This is a genomic window from Clavibacter michiganensis subsp. tessellarius (assembly GCF_021922985.1).
GTDB classification, from domain to species: Bacteria; Actinomycetota; Actinomycetes; order Actinomycetales; family Microbacteriaceae; genus Clavibacter; species Clavibacter tessellarius.
Map to the genome: position 1 here is coordinate 1896785 of NZ_CP040788.1, position 25731 is coordinate 1922515.

27 protein-coding genes and 1 tRNA gene are annotated in these 25731 nt (G+C 72.5%); 16 read left to right on the forward strand and 12 right to left on the reverse strand.

Annotated elements, in window-relative coordinates; translation table 11 throughout:
* Positions 1 to 43 precede the first annotated feature (43 nt).
* Positions 44 to 310, reverse strand: a complete 267-nt coding sequence (locus FGG90_RS08745; protein WP_094127970.1) for a hypothetical protein — start codon at positions 308 to 310, stop codon at positions 44 to 46.
* Between the two features lie 53 nt (positions 311 to 363).
* Here FGG90_RS08745 and FGG90_RS08750 point away from each other — a divergent pair, with 53 nt between their 5' ends.
* The 8 genes from FGG90_RS08750 (at position 364) to pstB (ending at position 9562) form a co-directional block, all read left to right on the forward strand.
* Positions 364 to 1056: a winged helix-turn-helix domain-containing protein gene (locus tag FGG90_RS08750; RefSeq protein ID WP_094127968.1), complete on the forward strand. Its 693-nt coding sequence runs from the start codon at positions 364 to 366 to the stop codon at positions 1054 to 1056.
* On the forward strand, positions 1025 to 1939 hold the full coding sequence (mshD, locus tag FGG90_RS08755; protein ID WP_094127966.1) for a mycothiol synthase: 915 nt from the start codon (positions 1025 to 1027) through the stop codon (positions 1937 to 1939). Before FGG90_RS08750 ends, mshD begins: the two co-directional genes overlap by 32 nt.
* A 90-nt stretch (positions 1940 to 2029) precedes the next feature.
* Positions 2030 to 4210, forward strand: a complete 2181-nt coding sequence (locus tag FGG90_RS08760) for an RNA degradosome polyphosphate kinase (RefSeq protein WP_094127964.1) — start codon at positions 2030 to 2032, stop codon at positions 4208 to 4210.
* Positions 4211 to 4299: 89 nt separating this feature from the next.
* Entirely contained in the window at positions 4300 to 5241 is a 942-nt protein-coding gene (locus FGG90_RS08765) for an NUDIX hydrolase (RefSeq protein ID WP_094127962.1), read from the forward strand.
* A gap of 196 nt (positions 5242 to 5437) precedes the next feature.
* The gene (locus FGG90_RS08770; protein WP_094127960.1) at positions 5438 to 6532 is read left to right on the forward strand and encodes a phosphate ABC transporter substrate-binding protein PstS; all 1095 of its coding nucleotides are present in this window, start codon (positions 5438 to 5440) and stop codon (positions 6530 to 6532) included.
* 104 nt (positions 6533 to 6636) lie between these two features.
* Positions 6637 to 7638, forward strand: coding sequence for a phosphate ABC transporter permease subunit PstC (gene pstC, locus FGG90_RS08775; RefSeq protein WP_210433045.1), 1002 nt, complete (start codon positions 6637 to 6639; stop codon positions 7636 to 7638).
* Positions 7638 to 8738: a phosphate ABC transporter permease PstA gene (gene pstA / locus FGG90_RS08780; protein WP_094127958.1), complete on the forward strand. Its 1101-nt coding sequence runs from the start codon at positions 7638 to 7640 to the stop codon at positions 8736 to 8738. Before pstC ends, pstA begins: the two co-directional genes overlap by 1 nt.
* A gap of 44 nt (positions 8739 to 8782) precedes the next feature.
* Positions 8783 to 9562 carry a phosphate ABC transporter ATP-binding protein PstB gene (pstB, locus tag FGG90_RS08785; RefSeq protein ID WP_094127956.1) on the forward strand — a complete coding sequence of 260 codons (780 nt, stop codon included), beginning with the start codon at positions 8783 to 8785 and terminating at the stop codon, positions 9560 to 9562.
* Positions 9563 to 9636: 74 nt separating this feature from the next.
* Here pstB and FGG90_RS08790 read toward each other — a convergent pair whose 3' ends face one another.
* From FGG90_RS08790 to FGG90_RS08800, 3 genes are all read right to left on the reverse strand, one after another.
* Positions 9637 to 10491, reverse strand: a complete 855-nt coding sequence (locus FGG90_RS08790; protein ID WP_237583275.1) for an anti-sigma factor — start codon at positions 10489 to 10491, stop codon at positions 9637 to 9639.
* On the reverse strand, positions 10488 to 11087 hold the full coding sequence (locus FGG90_RS08795) for a sigma-70 family RNA polymerase sigma factor (RefSeq protein ID WP_094127952.1): 600 nt from the start codon (positions 11085 to 11087) through the stop codon (positions 10488 to 10490). Before FGG90_RS08795 ends, FGG90_RS08790 begins: the two co-directional genes overlap by 4 nt.
* A 605-nt stretch (positions 11088 to 11692) precedes the next feature.
* Positions 11693 to 12325: a DNA-directed RNA polymerase subunit beta gene (locus tag FGG90_RS08800; RefSeq protein WP_086517692.1), complete on the reverse strand. Its 633-nt coding sequence runs from the start codon at positions 12323 to 12325 to the stop codon at positions 11693 to 11695.
* Positions 12326 to 12397: 72 nt separating this feature from the next.
* Between FGG90_RS08800 and FGG90_RS08805 the strand changes: the two genes are divergently transcribed.
* From FGG90_RS08805 to FGG90_RS08815, 3 genes are all read left to right on the forward strand, one after another.
* Positions 12398 to 12568, forward strand: a complete 171-nt coding sequence (locus tag FGG90_RS08805; protein WP_165771381.1) for a hypothetical protein — start codon at positions 12398 to 12400, stop codon at positions 12566 to 12568.
* A gap of 34 nt (positions 12569 to 12602) precedes the next feature.
* Positions 12603 to 12675 (forward strand) — tRNA-Lys (locus tag FGG90_RS08810).
* 133 nt (positions 12676 to 12808) lie between these two features.
* Entirely contained in the window at positions 12809 to 13525 is a 717-nt protein-coding gene (locus FGG90_RS08815) for an SGNH/GDSL hydrolase family protein (RefSeq protein WP_165771380.1), read from the forward strand.
* Between the two features lie 45 nt (positions 13526 to 13570).
* Here FGG90_RS08815 and FGG90_RS08820 read toward each other — a convergent pair whose 3' ends face one another.
* Together FGG90_RS08820 and FGG90_RS08825 are read right to left on the reverse strand one after the other, a co-directional pair.
* The gene (locus tag FGG90_RS08820) at positions 13571 to 14026 is read right to left on the reverse strand and encodes an acyltransferase (RefSeq protein ID WP_094127948.1); all 456 of its coding nucleotides are present in this window, start codon (positions 14024 to 14026) and stop codon (positions 13571 to 13573) included.
* Positions 14027 to 14130: 104 nt separating this feature from the next.
* Complete coding sequence (locus FGG90_RS08825) at positions 14131 to 15576, reverse strand: hypothetical protein (RefSeq protein WP_094127946.1); 1446 nt, start codon at positions 15574 to 15576, stop codon at positions 14131 to 14133.
* A gap of 224 nt (positions 15577 to 15800) precedes the next feature.
* On the opposite strand from FGG90_RS08825, the gene FGG90_RS08830 reads away from it, so the two are divergent.
* Positions 15801 to 16046, forward strand: coding sequence for a hypothetical protein (locus tag FGG90_RS08830; RefSeq protein ID WP_237583276.1), 246 nt, complete (start codon positions 15801 to 15803; stop codon positions 16044 to 16046).
* Positions 16047 to 16117: 71 nt separating this feature from the next.
* Here FGG90_RS08830 and FGG90_RS08835 read toward each other — a convergent pair whose 3' ends face one another.
* The 4 genes from FGG90_RS08835 to FGG90_RS08850 form a co-directional block, all read right to left on the reverse strand.
* On the reverse strand, positions 16118 to 17116 hold the full coding sequence (locus FGG90_RS08835) for an excalibur calcium-binding domain-containing protein (RefSeq protein WP_237583278.1): 999 nt from the start codon (positions 17114 to 17116) through the stop codon (positions 16118 to 16120).
* A gap of 360 nt (positions 17117 to 17476) precedes the next feature.
* The gene (locus FGG90_RS08840; RefSeq protein ID WP_165771379.1) at positions 17477 to 17647 is read right to left on the reverse strand and encodes a hypothetical protein; all 171 of its coding nucleotides are present in this window, start codon (positions 17645 to 17647) and stop codon (positions 17477 to 17479) included.
* Positions 17648 to 17763: 116 nt separating this feature from the next.
* Positions 17764 to 18684, reverse strand: coding sequence for an aldose 1-epimerase family protein (locus tag FGG90_RS08845; protein ID WP_094127942.1), 921 nt, complete (start codon positions 18682 to 18684; stop codon positions 17764 to 17766).
* 10 nt (positions 18685 to 18694) lie between these two features.
* Positions 18695 to 19519: a DeoR/GlpR family DNA-binding transcription regulator gene (locus tag FGG90_RS08850; RefSeq protein WP_094127940.1), complete on the reverse strand. Its 825-nt coding sequence runs from the start codon at positions 19517 to 19519 to the stop codon at positions 18695 to 18697.
* 93 nt (positions 19520 to 19612) lie between these two features.
* Here FGG90_RS08850 and galT point away from each other — a divergent pair, with 93 nt between their 5' ends.
* From galT to FGG90_RS08870, 4 genes are read left to right on the forward strand one after another with little or no spacing between them, the layout of a single operon-like run.
* Positions 19613 to 20755: a galactose-1-phosphate uridylyltransferase gene (gene galT, locus FGG90_RS08855; protein ID WP_094127937.1), complete on the forward strand. Its 1143-nt coding sequence runs from the start codon at positions 19613 to 19615 to the stop codon at positions 20753 to 20755.
* On the forward strand, positions 20752 to 21912 hold the full coding sequence (gene galK, locus FGG90_RS08860) for a galactokinase (protein ID WP_094127935.1): 1161 nt from the start codon (positions 20752 to 20754) through the stop codon (positions 21910 to 21912). Before galT ends, galK begins: the two co-directional genes overlap by 4 nt.
* A 38-nt stretch (positions 21913 to 21950) precedes the next feature.
* A complete protein-coding gene (locus tag FGG90_RS08865) occupies positions 21951 to 22865 on the forward strand; it encodes a GNAT family N-acetyltransferase (RefSeq protein ID WP_094127932.1) in 915 nt (304 codons plus the stop codon).
* Between the two features lie 22 nt (positions 22866 to 22887).
* Positions 22888 to 23481: a gamma carbonic anhydrase family protein gene (locus FGG90_RS08870; RefSeq protein WP_094127929.1), complete on the forward strand. Its 594-nt coding sequence runs from the start codon at positions 22888 to 22890 to the stop codon at positions 23479 to 23481.
* A gap of 63 nt (positions 23482 to 23544) precedes the next feature.
* Here FGG90_RS08870 and FGG90_RS08875 read toward each other — a convergent pair whose 3' ends face one another.
* Both FGG90_RS08875 and glyA read right to left on the reverse strand, forming a co-directional pair.
* The gene (locus FGG90_RS08875; RefSeq protein ID WP_094127926.1) at positions 23545 to 24447 is read right to left on the reverse strand and encodes a bifunctional methylenetetrahydrofolate dehydrogenase/methenyltetrahydrofolate cyclohydrolase; all 903 of its coding nucleotides are present in this window, start codon (positions 24445 to 24447) and stop codon (positions 23545 to 23547) included.
* Entirely contained in the window at positions 24444 to 25721 is a 1278-nt protein-coding gene (glyA, locus tag FGG90_RS08880) for a serine hydroxymethyltransferase (RefSeq protein ID WP_094127923.1), read from the reverse strand. Before glyA ends, FGG90_RS08875 begins: the two co-directional genes overlap by 4 nt.
* Positions 25722 to 25731 lie beyond the last annotated feature (10 nt).

The following is a 25731-nucleotide window of genomic DNA, read 5'->3' on the forward strand; positions in this document are numbered from 1 at the left end:
CTACCCCACGGGCGGCCGCTCCGGACCGGCCGGACCGGCCGGATCAGCTCGCGGCGGCGAGCAGGAGCACGACCGCCGTGGCGGCCGCGAGCACGACCACGGCGCCGACGACGCTGCCGGTGGCCCGGTCGACGAAGCCGGTCTTGCGGGGCAGCGCGAGCTGGATCACGAACGTCGCCACCACGCACGTCGCGAGCACGAGCGGGAACCAGCGCGGCGACTCCGCCGGGCCGACCGCGACGGCCACGACGACCGCGCCGACGACGGCGGCGAGCCAGACGGGGACGATGCTGCGCAGGGGGGAGGTCACCCCGCAATCCTGCCCCACGTATCATGGGGTCAATTCATCCATGGAGGATCCCTGTGGCCCAGCTGTTGATCCTGACCTCGTCCGCGGACACCGACGTGCTCCCGGCGCTCGGGCTCCTCAGCCACCGGACGCGGCACATCCAGGCGGATGCCGCGAGCCTCGTCAACGCCCCCGCGGCCGACCTGGTGCTCGTCGACGCCCGCCGCGACCTCGCCAGCGCGAAGTCGCTCTGCAAGATCCTCACCACCACGGGCGGCGGCACGCCCCTCATCCTCGTGCTCACCGAGGGCGGCCTCACGGCGGTCAGCGCCGACTGGGGCGCCACCGACGTGATCCTCGACTCCGCCGGCCCCGCCGAGGTCGACGCGCGCGTGCGCCTCGTCATCGGCCGCGCCGCGCAGGAGCACACGGGCAGCCGGATCCAGGCGTCCGGCGTGATCATCGACGAGGCCAGCTACTCCGCGAAGGTGCACGGCAAGCCCCTCGACCTCACGTTCAAGGAGTTCGAGCTGCTCCGCTTCTTCGCGAGCCACCCCTCGCGCGTCTTCACGCGCGAGCAGCTGCTCAGCGAGGTGTGGGGCTACGACTACTTCGGCGGCACGCGCACGGTCGACGTGCACGTGCGGCGCCTCCGGGCGAAGCTCGGCGACCTCGAGTCGCTCATCGGCACGGTGCGCAACGTCGGCTACCGCTTCAACGTGTACGAGGAGGACAGTGAGCGCGTTCCCGCCCCCGTCGGCAGCTGACGTCCCGCGCGTCGCCGCCGTCGACACATCGCCCGAGGCCGCCCGGCGCGTGCTCGCGCTGGCCGACCGCGCCCGCGCGGCCGACGGGCCCGCCGCCTTCAACGAGCAGACCCGCCTGACGCTCGGCGCCGAGGGCGGACCGCGCGCTCTCGTCGCGCACGGTCCGGACGGCGGGCTCGTCGGGGCCGCGGTCGTCGCCCGCGGGGACGAGGGCGTCGAGGCGGAGCTGGTCGTGGATCCGGAGCACCGGCGCCTGGGCGTCGGCCGCGCGCTGCTGGACGCCGTCCTCGCCGAGGCCGCCGGCTCCCCCGTCTCGGTGTGGGCGCACGGCGACCACCCGGGCGCGCGCGCCCTGGCCGCGGCGACCGGCCTCGACCGCGCGCGCGAGCTGCTGCAGCTGCGCGCGTCGGTGTCCGAGGCGCGCGCCGGGCTCGGCGAGCGCCCGATGCCCGCCGGCCTCGCCCTCTCCTCCTCCACGCCCGACGACGCGGACGACTGGGTCGCGCTCAACGCGCGCGCCTTCGCCAGCCACCCGGAGCAGGGCCGCATGACGCGGCGCGACCTCGACGACCGCATGGCCGAGCCGTGGGGCGACCCGACGACGCTGCTCCTCGCCCGCGACGAGGGCGGACGGCTCGTCGGATTCCACTGGCTCAAGGTGGACGGCGGCCAGGCGGAGGTCTACGTGCTGGGCGTGGATCCCGACCGCGCCTCCCGCGGCCTCGGATCCGCCCTGCTCGCCGCCGGCCTCGACCTGCTCGCCGACCGCGGACACGACGAGGTCGACCTCTACGTCGAGGCGGACAACGCGCCCGCCCTCGCGCTGTACCGGCGGGCCGCCTTCCGCGACGCCGCGGTCGACGTGCAGTACCGCCGGGCCTGATCCGCCCTCCCCAGGACCCTCCCGGAGGCGGTTCACCGTGCGTTCACCTGCCGGAGGGTCGAGCGCGCACCGCGATGCCATGATGGGCGGATGGACAGCGAGACGTACATCGGCGACGCGAAGGCGGTCGCCGAATCCCTGGACGACTTCGACGAGGACGAGATCCTGGAGGACGACGGGACCCTCCCCGAGGGGCGCTTCCTCGACCGGGAGCTGAGCTGGCTGGCCTTCAACCGCCGCGTGCTCGAGCTCGCCGAGGACCCGCACCTGCCGGTCCTCGAGCGCGCGAACTTCCTCGCCATCTTCGCGAGCAACCTCGACGAGTTCTTCATGGTCCGCGTGGCCGGCCTCAAGCGCCGCATCGCCACCGGGCTCGCCGTCCCAACCAACATCGGCCGCACGCCCGCGGAGGTGCTCTCGGCCATCAACGAGACCGCGTACCGCCTGCAGGTCCGCCACGCGGCGGCCTTCAACGACAGCGTCCGCCCGGCGCTCGAGGAGCAGGGCATCCGCATCGTCCGGTGGGATTCGCTCGACGAGGCCCAGCAGGACCGCCTGCACGAGCTGTTCTCCGAGCAGGTCTTCCCCGTCCTCATGCCCCTCGCGGTGGATCCCGCGCACCCGTTCCCCTACATCTCAGGCCTGTCGCTCAACCTCTCGGTGCGCATCCGCAACCCGAAGACGAACCGGCAGGAGTTCGCGCGCATCAAGGTGCCGCAGATGCTGCCGCGCTTCATGCCGCTCACGCCGGACACGCGCTCCGGCCCCATCGACTTCATAGCGCTCGAGGACCTCATCGCGAACCAGCTCGAGACGCTGTTCCCGGGCATGGAGATCGTCGAGCACCACGTCTTCCGCGTCACGCGCAACGAGGACGTGCAGATCGAGGAGGACGAGACCGAGAACCTCATCCAGGCCCTCGAGAAGGAGCTGCTGCGTCGCCGCTTCGGCCCGCCCATCCGCCTCGAGATCTCGGACGACATGGACGCGGTCACGCTCGACCTCCTCATGCGCGAGCTCGACATCACCGAGCAGGAGGTGTTCACGCTCCCGTCCCCGCTCGACCTCGGCGGCCTGTTCGACCTCGCCAAGCTCGACCGTCCGGCGCTGCACTACCCGAACAACGTGCCCACGACCGCGGTGGCCCTCAAGCCCGCCGAGGACAACTCGCGCGCCGACATCTTCCGCTCCATCGCGCAGCAGGACATCCTGCTGCACCACCCGTACGAGTCGTTCACCACGAGCGTGCAGGCGTTCCTGGAGCAGGCCGCCGCGGATCCGCACGTGCTCGCCATCAAGCAGACGCTCTACCGCACGAGCGGCGACAGCCCCATCGTCGAGGCGCTCATCGACGCGGCCGAGGCGGGCAAGCAGGTGCTCGCGCTCGTGGAGATCAAGGCGCGCTTCGACGAGCAGGCCAACATCACGTGGGCGCGCAAGCTCGAGAAGGCCGGCGTGCACGTGGTCTACGGCGTAGCGGGGCTCAAGACGCACTGCAAGCTCGCGCTCGTCATCCGCCAGGAGAAGGGCGGGGTGCTCCGGCACTACAGCCACATCGGCACGGGCAACTACAACCCCAAGACGAGCCGCATCTACGAGGACCTCGGGCTGCTCACGGCGGACGACGTGGTGGGCAAGGACCTCACCCGCCTGTTCAACGAGCTCTCCGGCTACGGCATCGAGAAGAAGTTCAAGCGCCTCCTCGTGGCGCCGCTGCACCTGCGCAAGGGGCTGCTCAAGCGCATCGCCGTGGAGACGCAGAACGCGCTCGAGGGCAAGCCGAGCGGCATCCGCATCAAGGTCAACTCCATCGTCGACGAGGCCATCATCGACGCGCTCTACCGGGCGAGCAACGCGGGCGTCCGGGTGCAGGTCTGGGTGCGCGGCATCTGCTCGCTCACGCCCGGGCAGCCGGGCCTCAGCGAGAACATCGAGGTGCGGTCGATCCTCGGCCGGTACCTCGAGCACTCGCGCGTCTTCTCGTTCTTCAACGACGGCGACCAGGCCACGTACATCGGCAGCGCCGACATGATGCACCGCAACCTCGACCGCCGCGTCGAGGCGCTCGTCCGCCTCGTGGCCCCCGCGCACCTGCAGGAGATCGAGGACCTCTTCGACCGCGCCATGGCCGACACCACGTCGGCGTGGGTCCTCGACTCCGACGGCGAGTGGACGCGCCGCAACGAGGACGCCGACGGCAACACGCTGGAGGACCTGCAGACCGCGGTCATGGGCATCGTCTCGAAGCGCAAGCGCCGCGTGCTCCGCTGAGCGCGTCCGCGCACCGGCCGTCCGCGGTCGGCGCCTCCGGGCCGTCCGGGGGCGCCGACCACGTCGCCGATCCGGCTAACGTGGCAGGGATGACGCCCCGCCCCACCGTGTTCGCCGCCGGCGCCGTCGTCTGGCGCGTGGTCGACGGCCGGATCCGGGTGCTCATCATCCACCGCACGCGGCGCCGCGACACCTCCCTGCCGAAGGGCAAGGTCGATTCCGGGGAGACCCTCCCCCAGACCGCCGTCCGCGAGGTGCACGAGGAGACCGGCTACCGGGTCGCGCTCGGCGTGCCCCTGGGCGCCATCGAGTACGGCATCTCGGGCGGCCGTCGCAAGGCCGTGCACTACTGGGTCGCCGAGGCGACCGACGCGATCCTCGAGGCCGGCCGCTTCGAACCCGACGACGAGGTCGAGAGCATCGAGTGGGTGTCGGTCCCCAACGCCCGCAAGCGACTCGACTACCCGGGCGAGATCGACATGCTCGACCTGTTCGCGGGACTCGTGGAGACCGGATCGCACCGCTCGTTCGCGCTCATCGCGCTGCGCCACGGCCACGCCGTCCAGCCGTACGAGTGGGACGGCCGCGACGCCGGCCGGCCGCTGAGCGCGCGGGGGCGCGCGGAGGCCGCGTCCATCGTGCCGACCCTCGCCGCCTTCGGGCCCCGCGTCATCACGAGCAGCACCGCCGAGCGGTGCCTGCAGACGGTCGCGCCGCTCGCGGAGGCGCTCGGCCGCCGCGTCAAGGAGGACGCGGGCATCAGCCAGGACGCGTACGAGTCCGACGGCGGATCCGTGCGGGCGACCGTCGCCAAGCGCGTGCGCAAGGCCCGGAGCGCCGTGCTCTGCAGCCACAGCCCCGTGCTGCCGGAGATCCTGCACGAGATCGCGCTCGCGACCTCCACCCCTGCCGCGAGCCGGATGCCGCGGGCCGGCATGCTGTCGCCCGCCGAGTTCTCCGTGGTGCACCTGTCGGCGTCCGACCCGGAGGCCGGGATCCTCGCGGTGGAGACGTACGGGCCGGTCGCCTGAGCCGTCGACCGGCCCCGCCGGCATCGGCCCGACCGACCACTGTGCGCCCGCGCGGCTGAGCCCGTGCCGATCCGCGCGGTCTGTTCACCTCCCGTTCACCGGAATCCGCCGAGCCGGTCAAGAGCCCGACATAGCGTCTCGGAGGAGCCCGCACCGGCTCCGTCACAGCACGAATCACCCGGAAGGCTCTCCCCACGTGAAGATCTCGCGTCTCGGCAGCGCAGCAGCGCTCGCCGCCGTCACCGCCCTCGCCCTCTCGTCCTGCGCCGCCAACGAGGCCCCCGCCGAGGGAGGCGCCTCCGCGTCGACCCTCGAGGGCACGCTCAACGGCATCGGCTCGTCCGCCCAGGGCTCCGCGCAGGAGGCCTGGACCAAGGCCTTCCAGACGGCCAACACCGGCGTCACGATCAACTACTCGCCCGACGGATCCGGCGCCGGACGCGAGGCCTTCATGGCCGGCGGCCAGAACGCCAACTTCGCCGGCTCCGACCGCGCGCTCAAGACCGACGAGCTCACCGGCACCTTCGGCCAGTGCGCCGACGGCACCTCGGCCATCGACCTGCCGAACTACATCTCCCCCATCGCCATGGTCTTCAAGATCGACGGCGTGACGGAGCTCAACCTCGACGCCGCCACGGCCGCGGGCATCTTCAAGGGCACCATCACGAAGTGGGACGACCCGGCCATCACGGCCCTCAACCCCGACGCGAAGATGCCCGACGCCGCCATCACGGCCGTGCACCGCTCGGACGACTCGGGCACCACGCAGAACTTCGGCGACTACCTCAAGGCCGTCGCCCCCACCGTGTGGGACGCCGACTCCAGCGGCAAGTGGCCCTACGAGGGCGGTGAGGCGGCCCAGGGCACGTCCGGCATCATCGACGCCGTCAACGGTGGCACCAACGTCATCGGCTACGCCGACGCGTCGCGCGCCGGATCGCTCGGCACCGCCAAGATCAAGGTCGGCGAGGACTTCGTGGCGTACTCGCCCGAGGCCGCGTCCGCGATCGTCGAGGCCTCCCCGGAGGAGACCGGCCGCGCGGAGAACGACATCGCGATCAAGATCGACCACACATCCACCCAGGCGGGCGTGTACCCGATCGTCCTGGTCAGCTACCTCATCGGCTGCCAGCAGTACAAGGACGCCGCCGTGGGCGAGCTCGTCCGCTCGTACTTCGAGTACGTGACCGGCGCCGAGGGCCAGAAGCTCGCCGCCGAGAAGGCCGGCGCCGCGCCGCTGTCCGACACGGTCGCCGCGCAGGTCAAGACCGCGGTCGAGTCCATCAAGTAGCACCCGCCGTCCGCCCCCTGGTCCGCTCCCGCGGGCCAGGGGGCGCTCCCACGGGCGGCCCGCCGCCCACTGCCCCACCATCACGACCGTAGGGAACCCGACCCATGACGACCGCCGCCCCGCAGCCTCCCCAGGCCCCCGAGTCCGATCGGCCGCGCGACGTCGCCGCCGCCCCCCGCAGCACCCAGGGCGTGAAGGCCAAGGCCCGCCTGGCCGACCGCGTGTTCTCCGGCCTCGCCTCCGGATCCGGCGCCCTGATCCTGGGGATCCTCGCCGCCGTCGCCCTCTTCCTCGTCGTGCAGAGCCTCCCCGCCCTCACCGCGCCGCCCGCCGAGGTCTCCGGCGGCGGCGGGTTCTGGGCGTTCGTCGGCCCGCTGATGTTCGGCACCGTCTACGCCGCCGCGCTCGCCATGCTCATGGCCGTGCCCGTGGCCGTCGGCATCGCGCTGTTCATCTCGCACTACGCGCCCCGCCGCCTCGCGCAGGGCCTCGGCTACGTCATCGACCTGCTGGCCGCCGTGCCCTCGGTGGTCTTCGGCCTCTGGGGCATCACGGTGCTCGCCCGCTTCCTCCAGCCGTTCTACGCGTTCCTCACGGACTCGTTCGGCTGGTTCCCGCTCTTCGCCGGCCCCGTCTCGGGCACCGGCCGCACGATCTTCACGGTCGCGGTCGTCCTCGCCGTGATGATCCTGCCCATCGTCACGGCGCTGTGCCGCGAGGTGTTCCTCCAGACGCCGAAGCTGCACGAGGAGGCGGCGCTCGCCCTCGGCGCCACGCGCTGGGAGATGATCCAGACGGCGGTGCTCCCCTTCGGCCGCCCCGGCATCATCTCGGCCTCCATGCTCGGCCTCGGCCGGGCGCTCGGCGAGACCATGGCCGTCGCCATCGTGCTCTCCCCCGCCGCGGTCGTGAACTTCGCGTGGTTCCAGTCGACGAACTCGAACACCGTCGCCGCGAACATCGCGCTGAGCTTCCCCGAGGCGTACGGCCTCAAGATCAACGAGCTGATCGCCTCCGGCCTCATGCTCTTCATCATCACGCTGGCCGTGAACATGCTGGCCCGCTACATCATCAGCCGCCGCAAGGCCTTCTCCGGAGCGAACTAATGGCGACGACAGCCCCCTCCCGCACGCGGCCCGTCGCGAGCACGCTGCCCAACTCCCTCACCGCCGGCAAGCTGCACCGCTTCACGGCGCCCGCGATCTTCCTCGCGTCCTGGCTCGTCATGGCCGTCATCTTCCTGGTGCTCCGCGTCTCGGGCGCCGCCGAGGACTTCAACTACGTCGGCACCGCCGTCTTCGGCACGCTGCTCTTCGGCGTCGCGCTGTTCGCCATCTCGCTCGCCGTGGAGGGCGAGCGGAAGGCGAAGGACCGGGTCATCACGATCCTCGTCACGGTCGCCTTCGTGCTCGCGCTCATCCCGCTGGTCTCGCTCGTGTTCACCGCCGTGACGAACGGCTCCGGCCGCTTCGACCCGCTGTTCTTCAACTCGAGCCTCCGCAACGTGGTGGGCGCGGGCGGCGGCGGGCTGCACGCCATCATGGGCACGCTGATCATCACGGCCATCGCCGCGGTCATCTCCATCCCCGTGGGGCTCATGTCGGCCATCTACCTCGTCGAGTACGGCCGCGGCCGCCTGGCGCGGGCCATCACCTTCTTCGTCGACGTCATGACGGGCATCCCGTCCATCGTCGCCGGCCTCTTCGCCTACGCGCTGCTCGTGCTGTTCCTCGGCCCGGGCGTCCGCATGGGCTTCGGCGGCGCGCTGGCGCTGTCCGTGCTGATGATCCCCGTGGTCGTCCGCAGCGCCGAGGAGATGCTGAAGCTCGTCCCCAACGAGCTCCGCGAGGCGTCCTACGCGCTGGGCGTGCCGAAGTGGCTGACGGTCGTGAAGATCGTGCTGCCGACGTCGCTCGCCGGCATCGTCACGGGCGTCATGCTCGCGATCGCCCGCGTCATCGGCGAGACGGCGCCGCTGCTCATCGTCGCGGGCTTCACGCAGGGCATGAACTACAACCCCTTCAAGGACCAGATGATGACCCTGCCGGTGTTCGTCTTCCGGCAGTACGCGGACCAGGGCGCGGACGCGGCGGCCTACGTCGACCGCGCGTGGACGGGCGCGCTCGTGCTCATCCTCATCGTCATGGCGCTGAACATCATCGCCCGCCTCATCGCCCGCATCTTCGCCCCCAAGCTCGGCCGCTAGCGCCCGCTCCCCCGGCCACGAACCCGAACGGTTAGGAACACCCCTTGTCCAAGAGCATCGAAGTCAACGACCTGAACGTCTACTACGGCAAGTTCAAGGCGGTCGAGGACGTCAACCTGCGCATCGAGCCGCGCACCGTCACCGCCTTCATCGGCCCGTCCGGCTGCGGCAAGTCCACGTTCCTCCGCACGCTCAACCGCATGCACGAGGTCATCCCCGGCGCGTACGTGGAGGGCGAGGTCCTCGTCGACGGCAACGACCTCTACGGCCCGGGCGTCGACCCGGTGCTTGTGCGCCGCCAGGTCGGCATGGTCTTCCAGCGGCCGAACCCGTTCCCCACCATGTCGATCCGCGACAACGTGCTCGCGGGCGTCAAGCTCAACAACCGCAAGATCTCGAAGTCGGACGCCGACGCGCTCGTCGAGCAGTCCCTCATGGGCGCCAACCTCTGGAACGAGGTGAAGGACCGCCTCGCGCTCCCCGGATCCGGCCTCTCGGGCGGCCAGCAGCAGCGCCTCTGCATCGCGCGCGCCATCGCCGTGCAGCCCGACGTGGTCCTCATGGACGAGCCGTGCTCCGCGCTCGACCCGATCTCCACGCTCGCCATCGAGGACCTCATCGAGGAGCTCAAGACGCAGTACACGATCGTGATCGTCACGCACAACATGCAGCAGGCCAGCCGGGTCTCCGACCGCACCGCGTTCTTCAACATCGCGGGCACCGGCAAGCCGGGCAAGCTCATCGAGTACGACGACACCACCACGATGTTCTCGAAGCCGAGCGTGCAGGCGACCGAGGACTACGTCAGCGGCCGCTTCGGCTGATCCGCCGCCGCACGGACGACGGCCCCGCATCCTCTGGAGGATGCGGGGCCTTCGTGTCGTGCGGCAGCGGCGGATCAGGTGACGGTGACCGCCACGATGGGCTCGCTCGTCGGCTGCTCGGAGCCCCCCTCGGGCTCGACGGTGATGGCCACCGTGTCGCCCGGCGTGTACGTGCCGTCGAGCACCGCGTGGCCCGCGCCGTCCGTGGACGGCATGACGCCGGCGGACACGGGGCCGGACTGGCCGACGTACCACATCTGCAGCACGCGGCCCTCGGGGAGCGGAGCGGCGTCGTTGAGCACGACCGCGGTCTTGGCCTCGGAGGCGGAGAAGTAGACCGTGGCGGTGCCGCCGCCGACCACGTCGCGCTTGTCGATCACGACGTCGGACGCCGTGGTGACCCGCTCGTACGCGGAGGCGACGGGCGTCTGCGAGGAGCCAGGCCCGCCGGGGTTCGTGCCGACGACCACGCCGCCGACCACGAGGACCACGGCCGCGGCCGCCACGCCGATGAGGGCGCCCGGCTTGCGGAACCAGCGCTCGGACGCGCGGGACGACGCCGAGCCGAGCCGGCCGCGCGGAGCGGTCGGAGCGGCGGACGCCGACGCGGAGGCCGAGCCCGGACGCAGCTCGGTGACGGGAGCGGCACGACGGTCGTCGACGGGAGCTTCCGCGGGCGCCTCGAGCGGAGGCAGCTGCGGCGTGGCGTCGAGCATGGCCATGAGGTCGGACTTGAGGCGCGGGGACGGATCCACGGGCTCGGTGGTGAAGGCGAGGACGGCCGCGGTGGCACGGATCTCCTCCACCTCCGCGCGGAGCACGGGGTCGCCCTCGAGGATCGCCTCGAACTCGGCCGCCTCGTCGGCGTCGACCGCGCCGAGCGCGTACGCCGCGGTGAGCGAGCGCAGGTCGTCGTCGGTGGTCATCATGCGACTCCCATCTCATCGCGCAGGCGGATCATGCCGTCGCGCAGACGCGTCTTGACGGTGCCGATGGGCACGTCGAGCATCGACGCGACCTCGCTGTGGCTGTAGCCGCCGTAGTAGGCGAGGGAGACGGCCTGGCGCTGGATCTCTGTGAGCTTCGTCATGGCCTTCTTCACCCTCTCGTGCTCGATGCTGATCTCGACGGTCTCCGACACCTGGTCGTAGCCGTGCTCGTGGTCGCGGATGCCGATGCGCACGTCGCGATCACGGCTGGACTGGGAGGCGCGCACGCGGTCCACCGCGCGCCGGTGGGCCATGGTGAGGACCCACGTGGTCGCGGCGCCCTTGGCCGGGTCGAACCGCGATGCGGACTGCCAGATCTCGAGGAAGATCTCCTGGGTGACCTCCTCGGACTGCGCGTGGTCGACGAGGAGCCGGCGCACGAGTCCGAGGACGCGCGGCGCGAGCTGGTCGTAGAGCTCCGAGAAGGCCCGCTTGTCGCCCTGGGCGACGCGACCGAGGAGGGACTCCTTCGACTCGGGGTCCGCCGACCCGGGCAGGTCGGGACGCTCGATCGATGAAGGCACGAGCCCCAGCATCCCAGACCCGACCGGGTTCCGCATGCAGGCGCATCGACGCCCGTGGGGCCGAGGTGGATCTGCGGGGAGGTCATGTGGGGCTTCCGGGTGGTGGGGCGGATGGTGCGGAGGATGCGGGGAGCCCCGCACCGGCCGGATCCCGCGGGAACGCGGCATCTGGGATGGCCGGGCGGCCTGCCGCGCAGCAGGACACGACCGATGCGGGTCGCACCCTCGCGGGTGACGGATGCGAGGCGGGTGAGCGCCTCACGATGACTATTCGGGGCGGGGCGCGTCACGGATTGGTCACAGGACGGCCGGGGCACGATGCCGGGGCGCGGGCGGCGCTCGGCTCCGGTCGGAGGGGACGGGGGTGGCGTCCGGTCGGGTGGGGACCCGGCCTCGAGGTCATCTGTCGGGATGAGAGGAGCCGGACCGCAGGAACGCCTCTCGGCGCGAGGCCGCTCGGAGCGGCGAATATTGGAGCCCGGGGTTACTGCGGCCCGACCCCATCCACTGTAACCGAGTCGGCCGGAGCTGTCGCCCGGGGTCCGGCGCTCACAGCGAACGCGGCGGATGCGACGCGCGCGGCAGCGCAGGAGGACCCGCCCACGCCCGGTCCCGCGTCAGTCGAGCCGGTCGCCCCGCCACAGACGGGCGCACTGCGCGAGATCCGCCGCCATCTGCGACAGACGGAGGGCACGCGTCGTGAGGTCGCCGGCGCGCTCCGGGGAGGCCGTCGCATCGAGGTCGTCGGCGACGCTCGTGGCGCCGAGCGCGGCGAGCCGGCTGAACGCGCCGGCCCGGTCGAGCGCCACGGCGAAGTCGCCCGTGAAGAGGCCGCGCAGGATGCTGTCCGCGAGCTCGACGATCTCCGCCGGTCCCGTCGGCGCCGTCGCGCCCGCGACGACCGGGTCGATGGTCGTCGCGACCTCGGTGCCGCGCTGGTAGAGGAGGCTGATGCCGTCCGGATCCTGCCGGATGAGCGCGCGCATGAGGTACAGCCGCCAGAGCGCGCCGGGCAGGCTGCGCGGGCTCGCGCGCGACCACAGCTCCGCCACCGCGTCGATGCCGTGCTCGTCGGTGTACGCGATGAGGCGCTCGACGACCGCGGGGTCGGGATCCGCCCGCACGCGCGCCAGCAGCGCCGACGCGGTCTCATGGGCCACGCGGCTGATCGTGGCGGGGTCCTCGCCGCCGAGCATGCTCTCGAACTTGGACCCGGAGAACTTGGTGGGCTTGTGGTAGTCGCCGGACATCCCCGTCAGCGTACGCCGCGGTCGGCTCCCGTCGCCCGGCCGGCGCCCGGGACGCCCCCGTAGGCTGGGGGCATGAGATTCGTCGCCGCCCTGGTGGTCCTGTGGCTCGTCCTGGTCGTCGTCGGCTTCGTCGTGAAGGCGCTCGCGTGGCTGGTGGGCGTCGGGATCTTCCTCGTGGTGGTCACGGTCGTGGCCGGTGCCGTGGTGCGCCGCGGCTCCTCGCGCGACGTCGACCGCCTCTGATCGGCCGCTCCCCATCCCGTAGAGTCGGGCGCACGGGCCTCTAGCTCAGTTGGTAGAGCAAGGGACTTTTAATCCCTGGGTCGTCGGTTCGAGCCCGACGGGGCCCACCGGATACGGTCGTGTCGCGGAGGGGAAGCGCCATCGCCCCCTCGGAGGAGCCAGGCATCCTGGCCCGAGCCCCCATCTATGGGGCCACCCGATGGTCCCGACGCGCTCTCACCGGCCCATACGATTTATTGCATGGGGAAAAGGCGTCGTAGCGGCAACAGGGTCTGGGCCATCGGCGGCGTGGCGTTGTTCGCCGCCGGGGTCGTGACGCTCGCCGCGATGGCGCTCCGACAGGGCCGGGACGAAGCCTCCTCTGAGGCCGGGTCCGTGCCCTCCCTGCCGGAGAGCTCGCCCACCGCGATCGCGGAGCCCATCCGAGTCGCTGCCGTGGGCGACTCGATCACGGCGGCGAACAGCCGCGATTTCGCCCGGGGCGATCTCGGAGACGGCTCGTGGCTGTCCTATGTCATCGGCGATGGTGTCGTGTTCTCTGGCGGATGGGCGCTCGGCGGCGTCCAGACGCGATCGATGGTGGAGAACGTCACCCCGTATCCCGACACCGATGTGCTGGTCCTCCTCGCAGGGGTCAACGACTACGGGAACGACGTGCCGTTCTCGACCACTGCCGCGAACTACGACGCCATCGTGAAGACCGTGGCTCCCAGTCGGGTCCTCATCTCCACCGTGCCGCCCAGGGATGAGGACCCGGATGCGTCCCGCGCCTACAACGAGGATCTCGAGGAGCTCGCGTCGATGCGAGGCTGGTCGTTCGTCGATGCCGCTTCGGGGACCGAGGACGTCGACGGGACCTACATCGAGGGCTTCACCTCCGACGGCACGCATCCGACGGCTGCTGCGGCGAAGGTCATGGGCGAAGCCGTGCGCGAGGCCGTCCTCGCCCGACCCTAGGGGCCCGCGCGGAGGACGGGCCCGCGGATCCGGGCGTCCCTCGCTCTAGAGCCCTCGGATGAGCTTCGCGGGGAGGCCGCCGTGGATCGCGTCCTCGGGGACGTCCTTCGTGACGACGGCGCCCGCGGCGACGACCGCTCCGCGACCGATCGTGACGCCCTGCAGGATGACGACGCCGCTCCCGATCCACGCGCCGTCCCCGATCGTGATGGGCGCGTAGCGCATCTTGCCGGCGCGGACGGACGGGTTCGTCATCTCGTGGGAGCTCGTGATCATCTGCACGCCCACGCCGACGCCGACTCGCTCACCGAGGACGACCGGCACCCAGTTGTCGATGACGCAGCGGAAGTTGATGGTGGAGGAGGCGCCCATGGTCAGCTGCGCCGACTGGAACAGCGCACCGGGGAACACGCGCGCACCCGGAGCGATGCGCGCCCCGCAGGCGCGGTAGACGCGCATCCGCACGGGCATGGGGACGAGGAGCGACCCCGCCAGGTTCATGAGAAGGGCGCTGCCGCGCCGTCTGATGCCTGCGATGTTCGTGACGTCCCCCGATGGTCAGGGGGACACTAGCGCTCATCCGGCTCCGGCGCGGACGACTGTCCTCAGGCGATGAACGCCACCTTCGGCAGCGCGCGTCCGAAGTGGTCGACGCTGCGCAGGCCGCTGTTGCTGACGACCGCGTCGTACTTGGCGTCCGGGTTGTTCGGCGTCGACGGCTTCTCGACCCGGGTGTCCCGTCCGTCCGGGCCCACGACCACGACCTTCTGCTTCGGGTACTTGGTGGGAGTCATGAACATGGTGCCGCGGCCGACGAGCGTGTCCATGGCGAGCCGCGTGCCCGTGTTCGTGAGCCCGACGCCGATGCCGTGCGCGCCCCCGTCGCCGCCGGTGACGATGTTGTAGCCGTGGATCGTGGCGCCCACGCCCGCGCCGATCTCCATCTGGTAGCCGCCCTGGCCCGAGTTGCCCTCGAGGCGGATCCCGTCGATGCCGAGCTCCGAGATCATCGACGACGCGTTGGTCGTGGCGATGGCCACGAAGCCGCGGGCCGCCTTCACGCCCGCCCCGCAGCCGATGATGCGGGTGTTGCCGAAGCGCGAGTTCGTGGGCGCCATGCGGATGCCGCCCGCGACGCAGTTCACGATCTCGGTGTCGCGCATGACGATGTCGATCGCGTTCACGCCGTCGCAGTCGACGCCCCAGGTGCCCGCGGTGATGACGCGGAGGCCCTCGATGACGTTCGCGTACGAGTACTCGTCGTTCGCGGCGGTGAAGTTCGGCCGCGCGAAGTAGACGCCCGCGGCACCCGTGGCGTTGAGCTCGAGGTCGGTGATGCGGCTGTGCAGCAGCGAGCGCAGGTAGAGGCCGTGGCGCCCCGTGCGCGTGCCGACCAGGCTGAAGCCGCTGAGCGTGACCGTGGCCTTGTTGTTCGCGGCGGGCCCCGCGTCGGCGCCGAGCTTGCCCTGCACGGTGAAGATGTCGCCCGTGGCGCCGGCGATCTGGCGGATGGTGGTCACGCGACGGCCGTAGCCGTGGACCTCGACGGCCGGGAAGCCGTAGGGCGCGCCGGACAGGGCCTGCTTGGGCCACTGCGCGCCGGAGTAGTCGATGCCGGTGGAGGTGACGCGGATCTCGCCGGGCGGCAGGATGCCCGTGCCGCCGGTGCGCATGAGCGCGGCGAAGAAGGCCGACATGGCTGCCGTGTGGTCGGCATCGGAGGCGACGAAGCCGTACTGCTCCGGGTAGTAGACGCGGCTCGTGTCGCCGACGACCACGGTGGCCGCGGGCGTCTCGGCGGCGGCGGCGGCGGTGCCGGCGGCGGTGCCGGCGGCGGGCGCGGGCGTGGCCTGCTCGGCCGGTGCCGCGACGGCCCGCGCGGCGGGCGCGGCGACGAGCGCGGCGCCCGCGGTCGCGCCGACGGCGGCCAGGAAGACCGCGCGGCGGCCGAGGAGCGGCGGTCGCTCGTCGGGCGCCGGGGCGGTCTCGACGAGGGCGCCCGAGGGCGGGTCGGAGACAGGAGCGTGCGCGTCGGCGCGAGGGTGGGACACGAGGAGCCTTCCGGGTGGGCCGTGCTGTCGGGCGCAGTCGGGCCGCGCCGAGCCGCTCCCCCTGAGCTGCGGACGCTTCACGCTGGATGCGACAAGGCTGGTGCCTGTCGCCGCGCGCATCGTATCCCCAGTTCGGGGAAGCAGGGCCGGGAGTGTCCCCTGGCGATCCGATCCGGGCGCCGCCGGCCCCGCCGCCGCGTCGCGCCGGTGCGATGCTGGGGCGCATGAGCATGCAGGCCGACGAACTCGTGATCGCGATGCTGACCGCCGAGGAGACCTCCGAGCGCTACGACCTGCTCAAGGCCGCGCTCGAGGAGCACGACGATCGGGGCGTGCAGTACCTCTCCGGCGTCGTCGGACGGCTGCTCGCCTACATCGACGGCCTGCGCGAGCCCGAGGAGAACCGGATCGCGCTGGAGCAGTACACGCGCCGGGTCGCGCTGCAATGGGCGCAGGAGGACGCGGGCTGATCCTCGGACGGAGCGAGGGAGCCCCGCCCCACCATCCGGTGGGGCGGGGCTCCTGTCCTAGCTCGGCTCGATCACCTCTCGCAGGCGACGCCGTCACCATCGCGGTCGAGGTCACGGCTGTAGCCCGGCTGTCCCCGGTAGAGCGGGGCGGCGCCGGCCGCGCGGACGGCGGCGCAGTTGGCGTAGAAGGCGCTTCCGCCACCACCGCCACCACCACCGCTGGACGGCGGCGGCGTCGGCTGGCCGGCGACCTGGATCACGCGCGGCGACGGCGAGCCCGCGGCGCGGAACTCGTTGATGTTCACGACGCGGTTCATGCCGGGCCCGGCGTACCAGACCTGGTTGCTGTTGGAGTAGCGGTAGAACTGGTCGCCGTTGATGCGCTGCACGACCTGCGGGGTCGGGAACGCCTCCTCCTGCCACTCGCCATAGCCGATGGCGCGGCCCTGTCCGTTGCGCACGTCCGTCATGCGGACGATGTCGCTGGTCCAGGAGAGCTTCATGAAGCCCTCGTTGGCGCGGTCGTCGTATCCGCGGAAGTTCATGTCGCGCCACTCGGCACCGGTCAGCTTGTGGTTGACGCCGTCCTCGCCCTCGACGAGGAGCTCGGCGGACGTGCCCCACTTGTAGATGTAGGTGTTGACGATCCAGCCCGCGTTGCGGACCGACGGGGAGCCCGCCTTCACGAACTGGCTGTAGCCGAGGCGGGTCCACTGCCAGGCGTCCTGACCGCCGGGCCAGAAGGTGACCGCGTAGACGGTCGACGACCAGGGGTACTTCACGTAGTCGGTCGAGGACATGAACGGCGTGCGGAGGTCGTAGACGTCCCGCCAGCGCTCGTAGCTGAGGGCGCGCGGGCTCTGTCCGCCGACGAGCTCGTAGATCGTGCCGTCGAAGGGCGTCACGTAGATCTGGTACGGACCCTGGTCGCGCGGCGGGACCGGCGTGGGCGCGGGCTCGGCGGTGGGGGTCGGCGACGGGATCGGGTCGACCGAGGCGGTCGCCGCCTGGGCCGGGAGGAGCAGCGCGACGGCCAGCAGGGCCGCCGTCACGAGGGGAAGAGGTCGCATCATTTCCTTCGGTTGGGTAATTACCCTCACCGTAGGGTCACGACGCCCGCGCTCCCCCACCCAATTCGGGGGTGCGCCTGCCGACCCCCGATGCTCGTCGCGCGGATCCGCCAGCTCAGAGTCCACTCCTCGTGAGGCACGAGCCGGCGCACGCCGACGACCGACTCGAAGGCGTCCACGGGGCGCTCATCGGCTCGAGGGCGACGGCCTGGCGGCCGTGGGTCGGCAACTCGTGCGTCGTGCAGACCTGCAGGAAACGGGAAGAAGCGTCGGCCCAGAGCTCGACGCCGCAGGAAGAGAGACCGCCGCATCGTCCGACCACCCGAGGGAAGGGCGGACAGCGCGGCAGGTCCTGACGAGTCAGCGCTCTCGAGCCATCCGCCGACGTTCGCGCACGATGAGGAGGATGGCCGCTAGCGGAAGCGCGGCACCCACTGCCCAGAATGCGATGGCGAAGGCCGGCGCCAGATGCGCGGCGGGGATCGCGATCATCGCGAGGACCAGGAGGATGACCACCTTGAGCTTCGTCACGCGGGCCTCCTGGGACTGCAGCACTCGGAACGCGACGTGGAGGATCCGCATCACGTGCCGCATTCTAGGAAGGGACGCCCTTCCTCGCGATGAGTTGTGCGCTCATGCCGTAGGCGCTAGAAGCCCGTCGCGCGGATCCCCCAGCTCAGGGTCCACTCCTCGCCCGGCGCGAGGAGGCGGACGCCGCGACCGGAGTTGAAGGCGTCGGCCGGCGCCGTCATCGGCTCGATGGCGACGGCCTGCGACCCGTGGGTCGGGAACGCGTGCGGCGTGTAGACCTGCAGGAAGCGGAAGGACGCGTCGGCCCACAGCTCGACGCCGCGGCCGTCGGGCGCGGTGAGGCCGTGGCGGCTGGTGCCGCCCTCCACGTGGACGTCGCCGTAGCCCGTGTTGAGGTCGAGGTCGCCGACGACGCGGCCCTGGCGGAGATCCTCGTCGGCGCCGTCGACGGGGTGGTCGGCGACCGGGATCAGCGCGTCGTCGACCTCGGACCACGTGTCCGCGCGGACCGTGAGCGTGAGCTCGGAGGAGGGGACGCCGCCGACGGCGAGGTAGGGGTGCGCGCCGACCGCGACGGGCGCGGGGCGATCGGAGTCGTTGCGGATCCGGTGGGTGACGACGAGGCCGTCGTCCGTGAGCCGGTACGTGACGGAGGTGTCGAGGAGGAACGGGTAGCCATGCTGCGGGAAGACGGTCGCGGAGAGGGTGACGCGGTCGTCGGCGCGGTCGGATGCGGCGTAGCCGGTGTTGCGGAGGAGGCCGTGGGACGCGTTGCCGAGCGAGGGCTCGGTGACGTCGAGCGCCTGCGCCTTCCCGTCGAGCTCGTAGCGGGCGCCGCGGATCCGGTTGGGCCACGGCACGAGCACCATGCCGGCGCCCATCGGGGCGACCACGTCCTCGCCGTAGGGCTCGACGAGGTCGACGCCGTCGAGGGTCAGTCCGCGGATCGCCGCCGCGAGCTGCACGACGGTGGCGCGGAGCTCGCCGGACGGGCCGGCGTGGACGAGGTGGTGCTGCTCTCCGGTGACGGGTCTCATGGGATCCACGTTACGGCCGCGCGACCGCGGACGACCCTGCGGCCTCGACGACCCGGAGGCCCGCGTCGCGGAGGCGGGCCACCTCGTGCGGATCCGCGTCGGCGTCCGTGAGCAACGTGTCGACGAGGTCGAGCGGGGCGACGGATCCGAGGTGCGTGCGCCCGAGCTTCGCCCCGTCGGCGACGACCACGGTGCGGGCGCTCGCGGCGACCATCCGCCGCTTCACCTCGGCCTCCGGCAGGTTGACGTTGGTGACGCCGCGGTCGACGTCGATGCCGTTGCAGCCGATGAACGCGACGTCGGGGTGGAGGCGGTCGAGCACGACGGTGGCGAGCGGATCCACGAGGCTGTGCTGGAGCGCCCGGAGCGTGCCGCCGGTGACGACGACGGTGAAGCGCGGCATGGCGCGCTCGAGCTCCAGGGCGAGGGTGAGCCCGTTCGTGATGACGGTGACGTCGACGAGGTCCTCGCGCGCCACGAGCGCCCGCGCCACCTGGAGGGTCGTGCTGCCGACGTCGAGGAGCACGCTCTGGCCGCTCTCGACCATGTCGGCGGCCGCGCGGCCGATGGCGCGCTTGGCGTCGGCCGCGGACTCGAGCGTCACCTCGAGGCTCTGCTCGCGGGCGGCGAGGCCCGAGCGGAGGACGGCGCCGCCGTGCACGCGCTGGAGGGCGCCGGAGTCGGCGAGCGCGTCGAGGTCGCCGCGGATCGTGACGGCGGAGACGCCCGCGTCGGCCGCGAGCTCGGCGACGGTCGCGAAGCCGCGGTCGCCGAGCCGCTCGAGGATGCGCGACCGGCGGGTCGCCGCGGGGACGGGAGCGGAGTCGTCGGCCATGCCGCGAGCCTCCCGCACGCGGTTGCCGGAACGCAAGCCCGGCCTTTCGCCGACGCAGATCGGCACGCTCGGAGCCCGTAGGATCGGGGGATCATGCATGCCGACCAGACCGTCACGACGTCGCCGTCCGGGATCACGCAGCGCCGCACGCTGCTGTCCGACGGCCGCGAGCTCGTCTACTTCGACGACGCCGACACGACCCTCCCGCCCGAGCGCGCCGTCGACGCGCGCCCCGCGGCCCCTCGACCGCCCACCGCGACGATGCGGCAGGACGTCCTCACGGGCGAGTGGGTCTCGATCGCGGCCGCCCGCCAGAACCGCGCGCACCTGCCGCCGGCGGAGCTGGATCCCCTCGCCCCCGCGAGCCCCACGAACCCGTCCGAGATCCCGAGCATGTACGACGTCGCGGTCTTCGAGAACAAGTCGCCGTCCTTCGGACCCGCCCTCGCCGACGCGGAGGGCGTGGACGCGCCCGTCGACGACGACGACCTCACCGCCATCGGCCTGGAGCGCACCCGCACCTCGGTCGGCCGCTGCGAGGTCGTCTGCTTCAGCCCCGCGCACACCGGCTCGTTCAGCGGCCTCACGCCGTCGCGCGCCCGCACCGTGGTGGAGGCGTGGGCCGAGCGCACGCGCGCCCTCTCCGCGATGCCCGGGATCCGCCAGGTGTTCCCGTTCGAGAACCGCGGCGAGGCCATCGGCGTCACGCTGCACCACCCGCACGGGCAGATCTACTCGTACCCCTACATCACGCCGCGCACGCGCCGGCTCGTGGAGTCCATCGAGCGGTTCGGGCCGGGCCTGTTCCAGCGGATCCTCGAGACCGAGCAGGCGTCCGAGCGCGTCGTGCTCCGCGGCGAGCACTTCACGGCGTTCGTGCCGTTCGCGGCGCGCTGGCCCGTGGAGATCCACCTGCTCCCCCACCGCCACGTGCCCGACCTCGCGGAGACGACCGAGGCCGAGCGCGACGAGCTCGCGAGCATGTACCTGAAGCTGCTGCAGGGGATGGACCGGCTGTACGACACCCCGACGCCGTACATCGCCGCCTGGCACCAGGCGCCCGTGGGCGCGCACCGCGACGAGATCCGGCTGATGCTGCAGATCACGTCGCCGCGCCGGGCCGCCGACAAGCTCAAGTTCCTGGCCGGATCCGAGGCGGCCATGGGCGCCTGGATCGGCGACGTGCCGCCGGAGAAGGCGGCCGAGATGATCCGGAAGGCAGTGGAGGACGCATGACCGACATCCGAGACGACGTGCGCGAGGGATTCCGCGCCCGCTTCGAGCGCGAGCCGCACGGCGTGTGGTCCTCGCCCGGGCGCGTGAACCTCATCGGCGAGCACACCGACTACAACGCCGGGTTCGTGTTCCCGTTCGCCATCGACCGCCGCACGGTCATCGCGCTCGCGCCGCGGGACGACGACCGGATCCGCCTGGCCAGCTCCTTCTCGGAGGAGGTCGTGGAGGCGCGCCTCGCCGACCTCACCGGCGAGCGCATCGCGGGCTGGCAGGCGTACCCGCTGGGCGTCGCGTGGGCCCTCGGCCAGCGCGGGGCCGACCTCGCCGCCGTGCCCGGGTTCGACGTGTTCATCGACAGCGACGTGCCCGTGGGCGCGGGGCTGTCCTCGTCGGCGGCGCTCGAGGGATCCATCGCCCTCGCGCTCGACGACATCTGGCGCCTCGGCCTCGACCGGCCGACGCTCGCCGCGGCGGGGCAGCTCGCCGAGAACGAGATCGTGGGCGCGCCGACGGGGATCATGGACCAGTCCGCGAGCCTCCTGGGCCGGCAGGACGCGGGCGTGTTCCTCGACTGCCGGTCGTTCGAGGCGGAGGTCATCCCGCTCGGGCTCGAGGCGGCCGGCCTCACCATCGCCGTGATCGACACGCACGTCGCCCACGCGCACGCCGACGGCGGCTACCGCGCCCGCCGCGAGTCGTGCGAGCAGGGCGCGCGCCTGATGGGCGTGGAGACCCTCCGCGACCTCTCGGTCGACGACCTCGTCCGCGCCCGCGAGGTGCTCGACGACGAGACGTTCCGCCGCGTGCGCCACATCGTCACCGAGAACCAGCGCGTGCTCGACACCGTGCGCGCGCTCCGCGAGGAGGGCCCGCGCGCGATCGGCGAGCTGCTCGACGCGAGCCACCGCTCGATGCGCGACGACTTCGAGATCAGCGTCCCGGAGCTCGACCTCGCGGTCGAGGTCGCGCAGAACGAGGGCGCGATCGGCGCGCGCATGACGGGCGGCGGCTTCGGCGGATCGGCCATCGCGCTCATCGACGTCGACTCCCTCTCGCGCCTCCAGGTCGCGATCGACGGCGCCTTCGCGGAGCACGGCTACACGGGCCCGACCGTCTTCACGGTCACGCCGTCGGACGGGGCGAAGGCGGAGCAGTAGGAGCCCGGCCGCCGCGTCGCCCCCCTAGGCTCGGCGGCATGCGACCACCCGAGGGCCTGACCGAGATCGCCGACGACCGGGACGAGGCGGTGCGCGACATCGCGCCTGCGCTGTCCGCCTGGTTCCCCGCCTCCACGCACCCCGGCGGGTTCGCGTGGGAGGCGTCCACCGGGCAGCTGCCCGAGCGGATGGCCGTGGTGCGCGACGCGGCCGGCGCCCTGATCGGCTGGGCCGGCTTCTCCACGGACGACGCGCGCGTCGAGTGCGCGCCCGGCGACGAGGCCACCACCGACCTGCTGGCCGCGTGGGTCCTCGACGCGGCCGGCGACGGAGGCGTGAGCGTCGCCGTGCACCGCCGGCAGGACCGGCTGCGCGGGATCCTCGCCGCCCGCGGCTTCGTCGACGAGGCCGTCCCGCTCGCCGGGCTCCGCCACCCCGCCCGGGACACGGGCGCGCGGCCGCCCGCGGGGTACCGCATCCGCCCGGTCGGCGAGGGCGAGGAGCAGGCCAAGGTGGACACCCACCGCCGCGCCTGGAAGCCGGTCGAGCTGCCCTTCACCGACCGATCCGGCGACGGCATCGACCCGGATGCCGAGAGCCGCTTCGACGCGGACGGCTACGCGACCATGCAGACCGCGGCCGTCTACCGGCGCGAGCTCGACCTCGTGATCGAGGCCCCCGACGGCTCGCTCGCCGGCACGTGCACCGCCTGGCTCGACCCCGCGAGCGGCTGGGCGGAGCTCGAGCCGCTCGGCATCGTGCCCGCGCACCGCCGCCGCGGCCTCGCGCAGACGCTCGCGCTCGACGTCTGCCGCCGGGTCGGCGAGCTGGGCGGGCGAGACGTGTTCATCAACGCCTCCCCGCTCCCCTACTACCGCGCGCCGTGGGACGCGTACGTCGCCGCGGGCTTCGCGCCGATGGAGCGCGGCACGCGGATGCGCCCGCGCGCCTGACCCCGCGGCCTACCCTGTCGGCATGACCGTCGATCCCCAGGCCACCGTCCGCGCGCTCCCCGGATCGCCCGCCCCCGTCATCGCCGACGACGCCCTCGTGGCCGCCGGCGCGCGCGTGGTCGGGCGGGTGACGCTCGGCGCCGGATCCAGCGTGTGGTTCAACGCCGTGCTGCGGGCCGAGGCCGCGGACATCCGGATCGGCGCGGGCTCCAACCTGCAGGACAACGTGAGCTGCCACGTCGACGCGGGCTTCCCGCTCACGGTCGGCCGGGGCGTGAGCGTCGGCCACAACGCGGTGCTGCACGGCTGCACGGTCGAAGACGACTGCATCGTCGGCATGTCGGCCACCGTGATGAACGGCGCCGTCGTCGGCCGGGAGTCGCTGCTCGCCGGCGGCACGGTCGTGCTCGAGGGGCAGGTGATCCCGCCGCGCTCGCTCGTCGCGGGCGTGCCCGGCAGGGTGCGGCGCGAGCTCACGGACGAGGAGGTCGCCGGGCTCCGCGCGAACGCCGCGCATTACGTGGAGAACGCCAGGATCCACGCGGGCGCGATCCCGACGCCCGCGGTCCTGCTCGCCGCGTCGACCGACCCCGGACGCGCGGAGGGGACGGCCTGACCGGCCGTCCCCTCCTGCATCGCCGCCGCCCGGTCGAGTCGGGCGCTGTCGCGGCGAGCGCCGTCAGCCGCGCAGCTCGGCGGCCAGGCGCGCGTCGCGCTCGGCGGCCAGCACCACGTTCACCAGCAGCATCGCGCGGGTCATCGGCCCGACGCCGCGCGGGTTCGGCGACAGGTGGCCGGCGACCTCGGCGACGGCCGGGTCGACGTCGCCCGTGAGGCGCGCCTTCCCGGTCTCGGGATCCACGACGCGCGTGATGCCGACGTCGAGCACCGCGGCGCCCGGCTTGACCCACTCCGGCCGGATGAGGTGCGCGACGCCCACGGCGGCGACCACGATGTCCGCCCGGCGGACCTCCTGCTCGAGGTCGCGCGTGCGCGAGTGCGTGAGCGTGACGGTGGCGTCGAGTCCCTTGCGCGTGAGCAGCAGGCCGAGCGGGCGCCCGACCGTGAGGCCGCGGCCGACGACGACCACGTGCTGGCCGGCGATCGGCACCTCGTAGCGCTCGAGCATCTCGACGATGCCGGCGGGCGTGCACGGCAGCGGCGAGGTGAGCTCGCCCTGCACGCCGAGCACGAGGCGCCCGAGGTTGGTCGGGTGGAGGCCGTCCGCGTCCTTCGACGGGTCGATGAGCTCGAGCATCGCGTTCTCGTCGATGCCCGCCGGCAGCGGCAGCTGCACGATGTAGCCGGTGACGGCCGGGTCGGAGTTGAGGCGCTCGATCGCCTGGCGCACGTCGTCCTCGGAGGCGTCGGCCGGGAGGTCGACGCGGATGGACTCGATGCCCACCTCGGCGCAGTCCCGGTGCTTGCCGGCGACGTAGGAGCGCGATCCCGGGTCGTCGCCCACGAGGAGCGTGCCGAGGCCGGGCACGAGGCCCTGCTCGCGGAGGGCGCGGATCCGGACGGCGAGCTCCGACTTGACGGCCGACGCGGTGGCGACGCCGTCGAGCACGACCGCGGTCACTGGGTGAGGCCCTCGTAGAGCGGGAAGCCGTCCGTGAGCGTGAGCACGCGCGCGCGGAGGGCGGCGAGGTCGCTGCCCGGCTTCAGGGTCTCGGCGATGATGTCCGCGACCTCGGTGAACTCCGTCTCGCCGAAGCCGCGGGTGGCGAGCGCCGACGTGCCGATGCGGACGCCGGACGTGACCATCGGCGGGCGCGGGTCGAACGGCACCGAGTTGCGGTTGACCGTGATGCCGACCTCGTGCAGCGCGTCCTCCGCCTGCTTGCCGTCGATGGGCGAGTCCCGCAGGTCGGCGAGCACGAGGTGCACGTCGGTGCCGCCCGTGAGGACGGAGACGCCGGCCTCGGTGGAGTCTGCCGCTACGAGGCGCTCGGCGAGGATCTGCGCGCCCTGGATGGTGCGGCGCTGGCGGTCGGCGAACTCCTCGGTGGCCGCGATCTTGAACGCCGTGGCCTTGGCCGCGATGACGTGCATGAGCGGCCCGCCCTGCTGGCCCGGGAAGACGGCCGAGTTGAGCTTCTTGGCGAGCGCGGTGTCGCGGCTGAGGATCACGCCGGACCGGGGACCCGCGAGGGTCTTGTGCACGGTGGAGGAGACGACGTCCGCGTACGGGACGGGAGACGGGTGCACGCCCGCGGCCACGAGGCCCGCGAAGTGCGCCATGTCGACCCAGAGCTTGGCGCCGACCTCGTCGGCGATCGCGCGGAACGCGGCGAAGTCGAGGTGGCGGGGGTACGCCGACCAGCCGGCGATGATCACCTGCGGGCGGTGCTCGAGCGCCTTCTCGCGCACGACGTCCATGTCGATGAGGAAGGTGTCGGGGTCCACGCCGTAGGCCGCGGCGTCGTAGAGCTTGCCGGAGAAGTTGAGCTTCATGCCGTGCGTGAGGTGGCCGCCGTGCGCGAGCTCGAGGCCGAGGATCGTGTCGCCCGGCTGCGCGATGGCGGCGAGGACGGCCGCGTTGGCGGTGGCGCCCGAGTGCGGCTGGACGTTGGCGAACTCCGCGCCGAAGAGGCTCTTGGCGCGGTCGATGGCGAGCTGCTCGGCGACGTCGACGAACTCGCAGCCGCCGTAGTAGCGGCGGCCCGGGTAGCCCTCCGCGTACTTGTTGGTGAGCACGGATCCCTGGGACTGCAGCACCGCGCGCGGCACGAAGTTCTCGCTGGCGATCATCTCGAGGGTGCCGCGCTGGCGGCCGAGCTCCTGCTCGAGGACGGCCGCGATCTCCGGGTCGACCTCGGAGAGGGGGGCGTTGAAGGACTGGTCGACGGGCATGGGACTCCTT

Coding starts and splice junctions, on each gene's coding strand:
- FGG90_RS08820 (WP_094127948.1), bottom strand. CDS start 14,026: ATGAACCTGGCGGGGTCGCTCCTCGTCCCCATGCCCGTGCGGATGCGC.
- FGG90_RS08870 (WP_094127929.1), top strand. CDS start 22,888: ATGACCGTCGATCCCCAGGCCACCGTCCGCGCGCTCCCCGGATCGCCC.
- FGG90_RS08765 (WP_094127962.1), top strand. CDS start 4,300: ATGACGCCCCGCCCCACCGTGTTCGCCGCCGGCGCCGTCGTCTGGCGC.
- glyA (WP_094127923.1), bottom strand. CDS start 25,721: ATGCCCGTCGACCAGTCCTTCAACGCCCCCCTCTCCGAGGTCGACCCG.
- FGG90_RS08795 (WP_094127952.1), bottom strand. CDS start 11,087: ATGCTGGGGCTCGTGCCTTCATCGATCGAGCGTCCCGACCTGCCCGGG.
- galT (WP_094127937.1), top strand. CDS start 19,613: ATGCATGCCGACCAGACCGTCACGACGTCGCCGTCCGGGATCACGCAG.
- FGG90_RS08845 (WP_094127942.1), bottom strand. CDS start 18,684: ATGAGACCCGTCACCGGAGAGCAGCACCACCTCGTCCACGCCGGCCCG.
- FGG90_RS08835 (WP_237583278.1), bottom strand. CDS start 17,116: ATGCGACCTCTTCCCCTCGTGACGGCGGCCCTGCTGGCCGTCGCGCTG.
- FGG90_RS08815 (WP_165771380.1), top strand. CDS start 12,809: ATGGGGAAAAGGCGTCGTAGCGGCAACAGGGTCTGGGCCATCGGCGGC.
- FGG90_RS08760 (WP_094127964.1), top strand. CDS start 2,030: ATGGACAGCGAGACGTACATCGGCGACGCGAAGGCGGTCGCCGAATCC.
- FGG90_RS08805 (WP_165771381.1), top strand. CDS start 12,398: ATGAGATTCGTCGCCGCCCTGGTGGTCCTGTGGCTCGTCCTGGTCGTC.
- FGG90_RS08830 (WP_237583276.1), top strand. CDS start 15,801: ATGAGCATGCAGGCCGACGAACTCGTGATCGCGATGCTGACCGCCGAG.
- pstC (WP_210433045.1), top strand. CDS start 6,637: ATGACGACCGCCGCCCCGCAGCCTCCCCAGGCCCCCGAGTCCGATCGG.
- FGG90_RS08790 (WP_237583275.1), bottom strand. CDS start 10,491: ATGATGACCACCGACGACGACCTGCGCTCGCTCACCGCGGCGTACGCG.
- FGG90_RS08800 (WP_086517692.1), bottom strand. CDS start 12,325: ATGTCCGGCGACTACCACAAGCCCACCAAGTTCTCCGGGTCCAAGTTC.
- FGG90_RS08865 (WP_094127932.1), top strand. CDS start 21,951: ATGCGACCACCCGAGGGCCTGACCGAGATCGCCGACGACCGGGACGAG.
- galK (WP_094127935.1), top strand. CDS start 20,752: ATGACCGACATCCGAGACGACGTGCGCGAGGGATTCCGCGCCCGCTTC.
- pstA (WP_094127958.1), top strand. CDS start 7,638: ATGGCGACGACAGCCCCCTCCCGCACGCGGCCCGTCGCGAGCACGCTG.
- FGG90_RS08850 (WP_094127940.1), bottom strand. CDS start 19,519: ATGGCCGACGACTCCGCTCCCGTCCCCGCGGCGACCCGCCGGTCGCGC.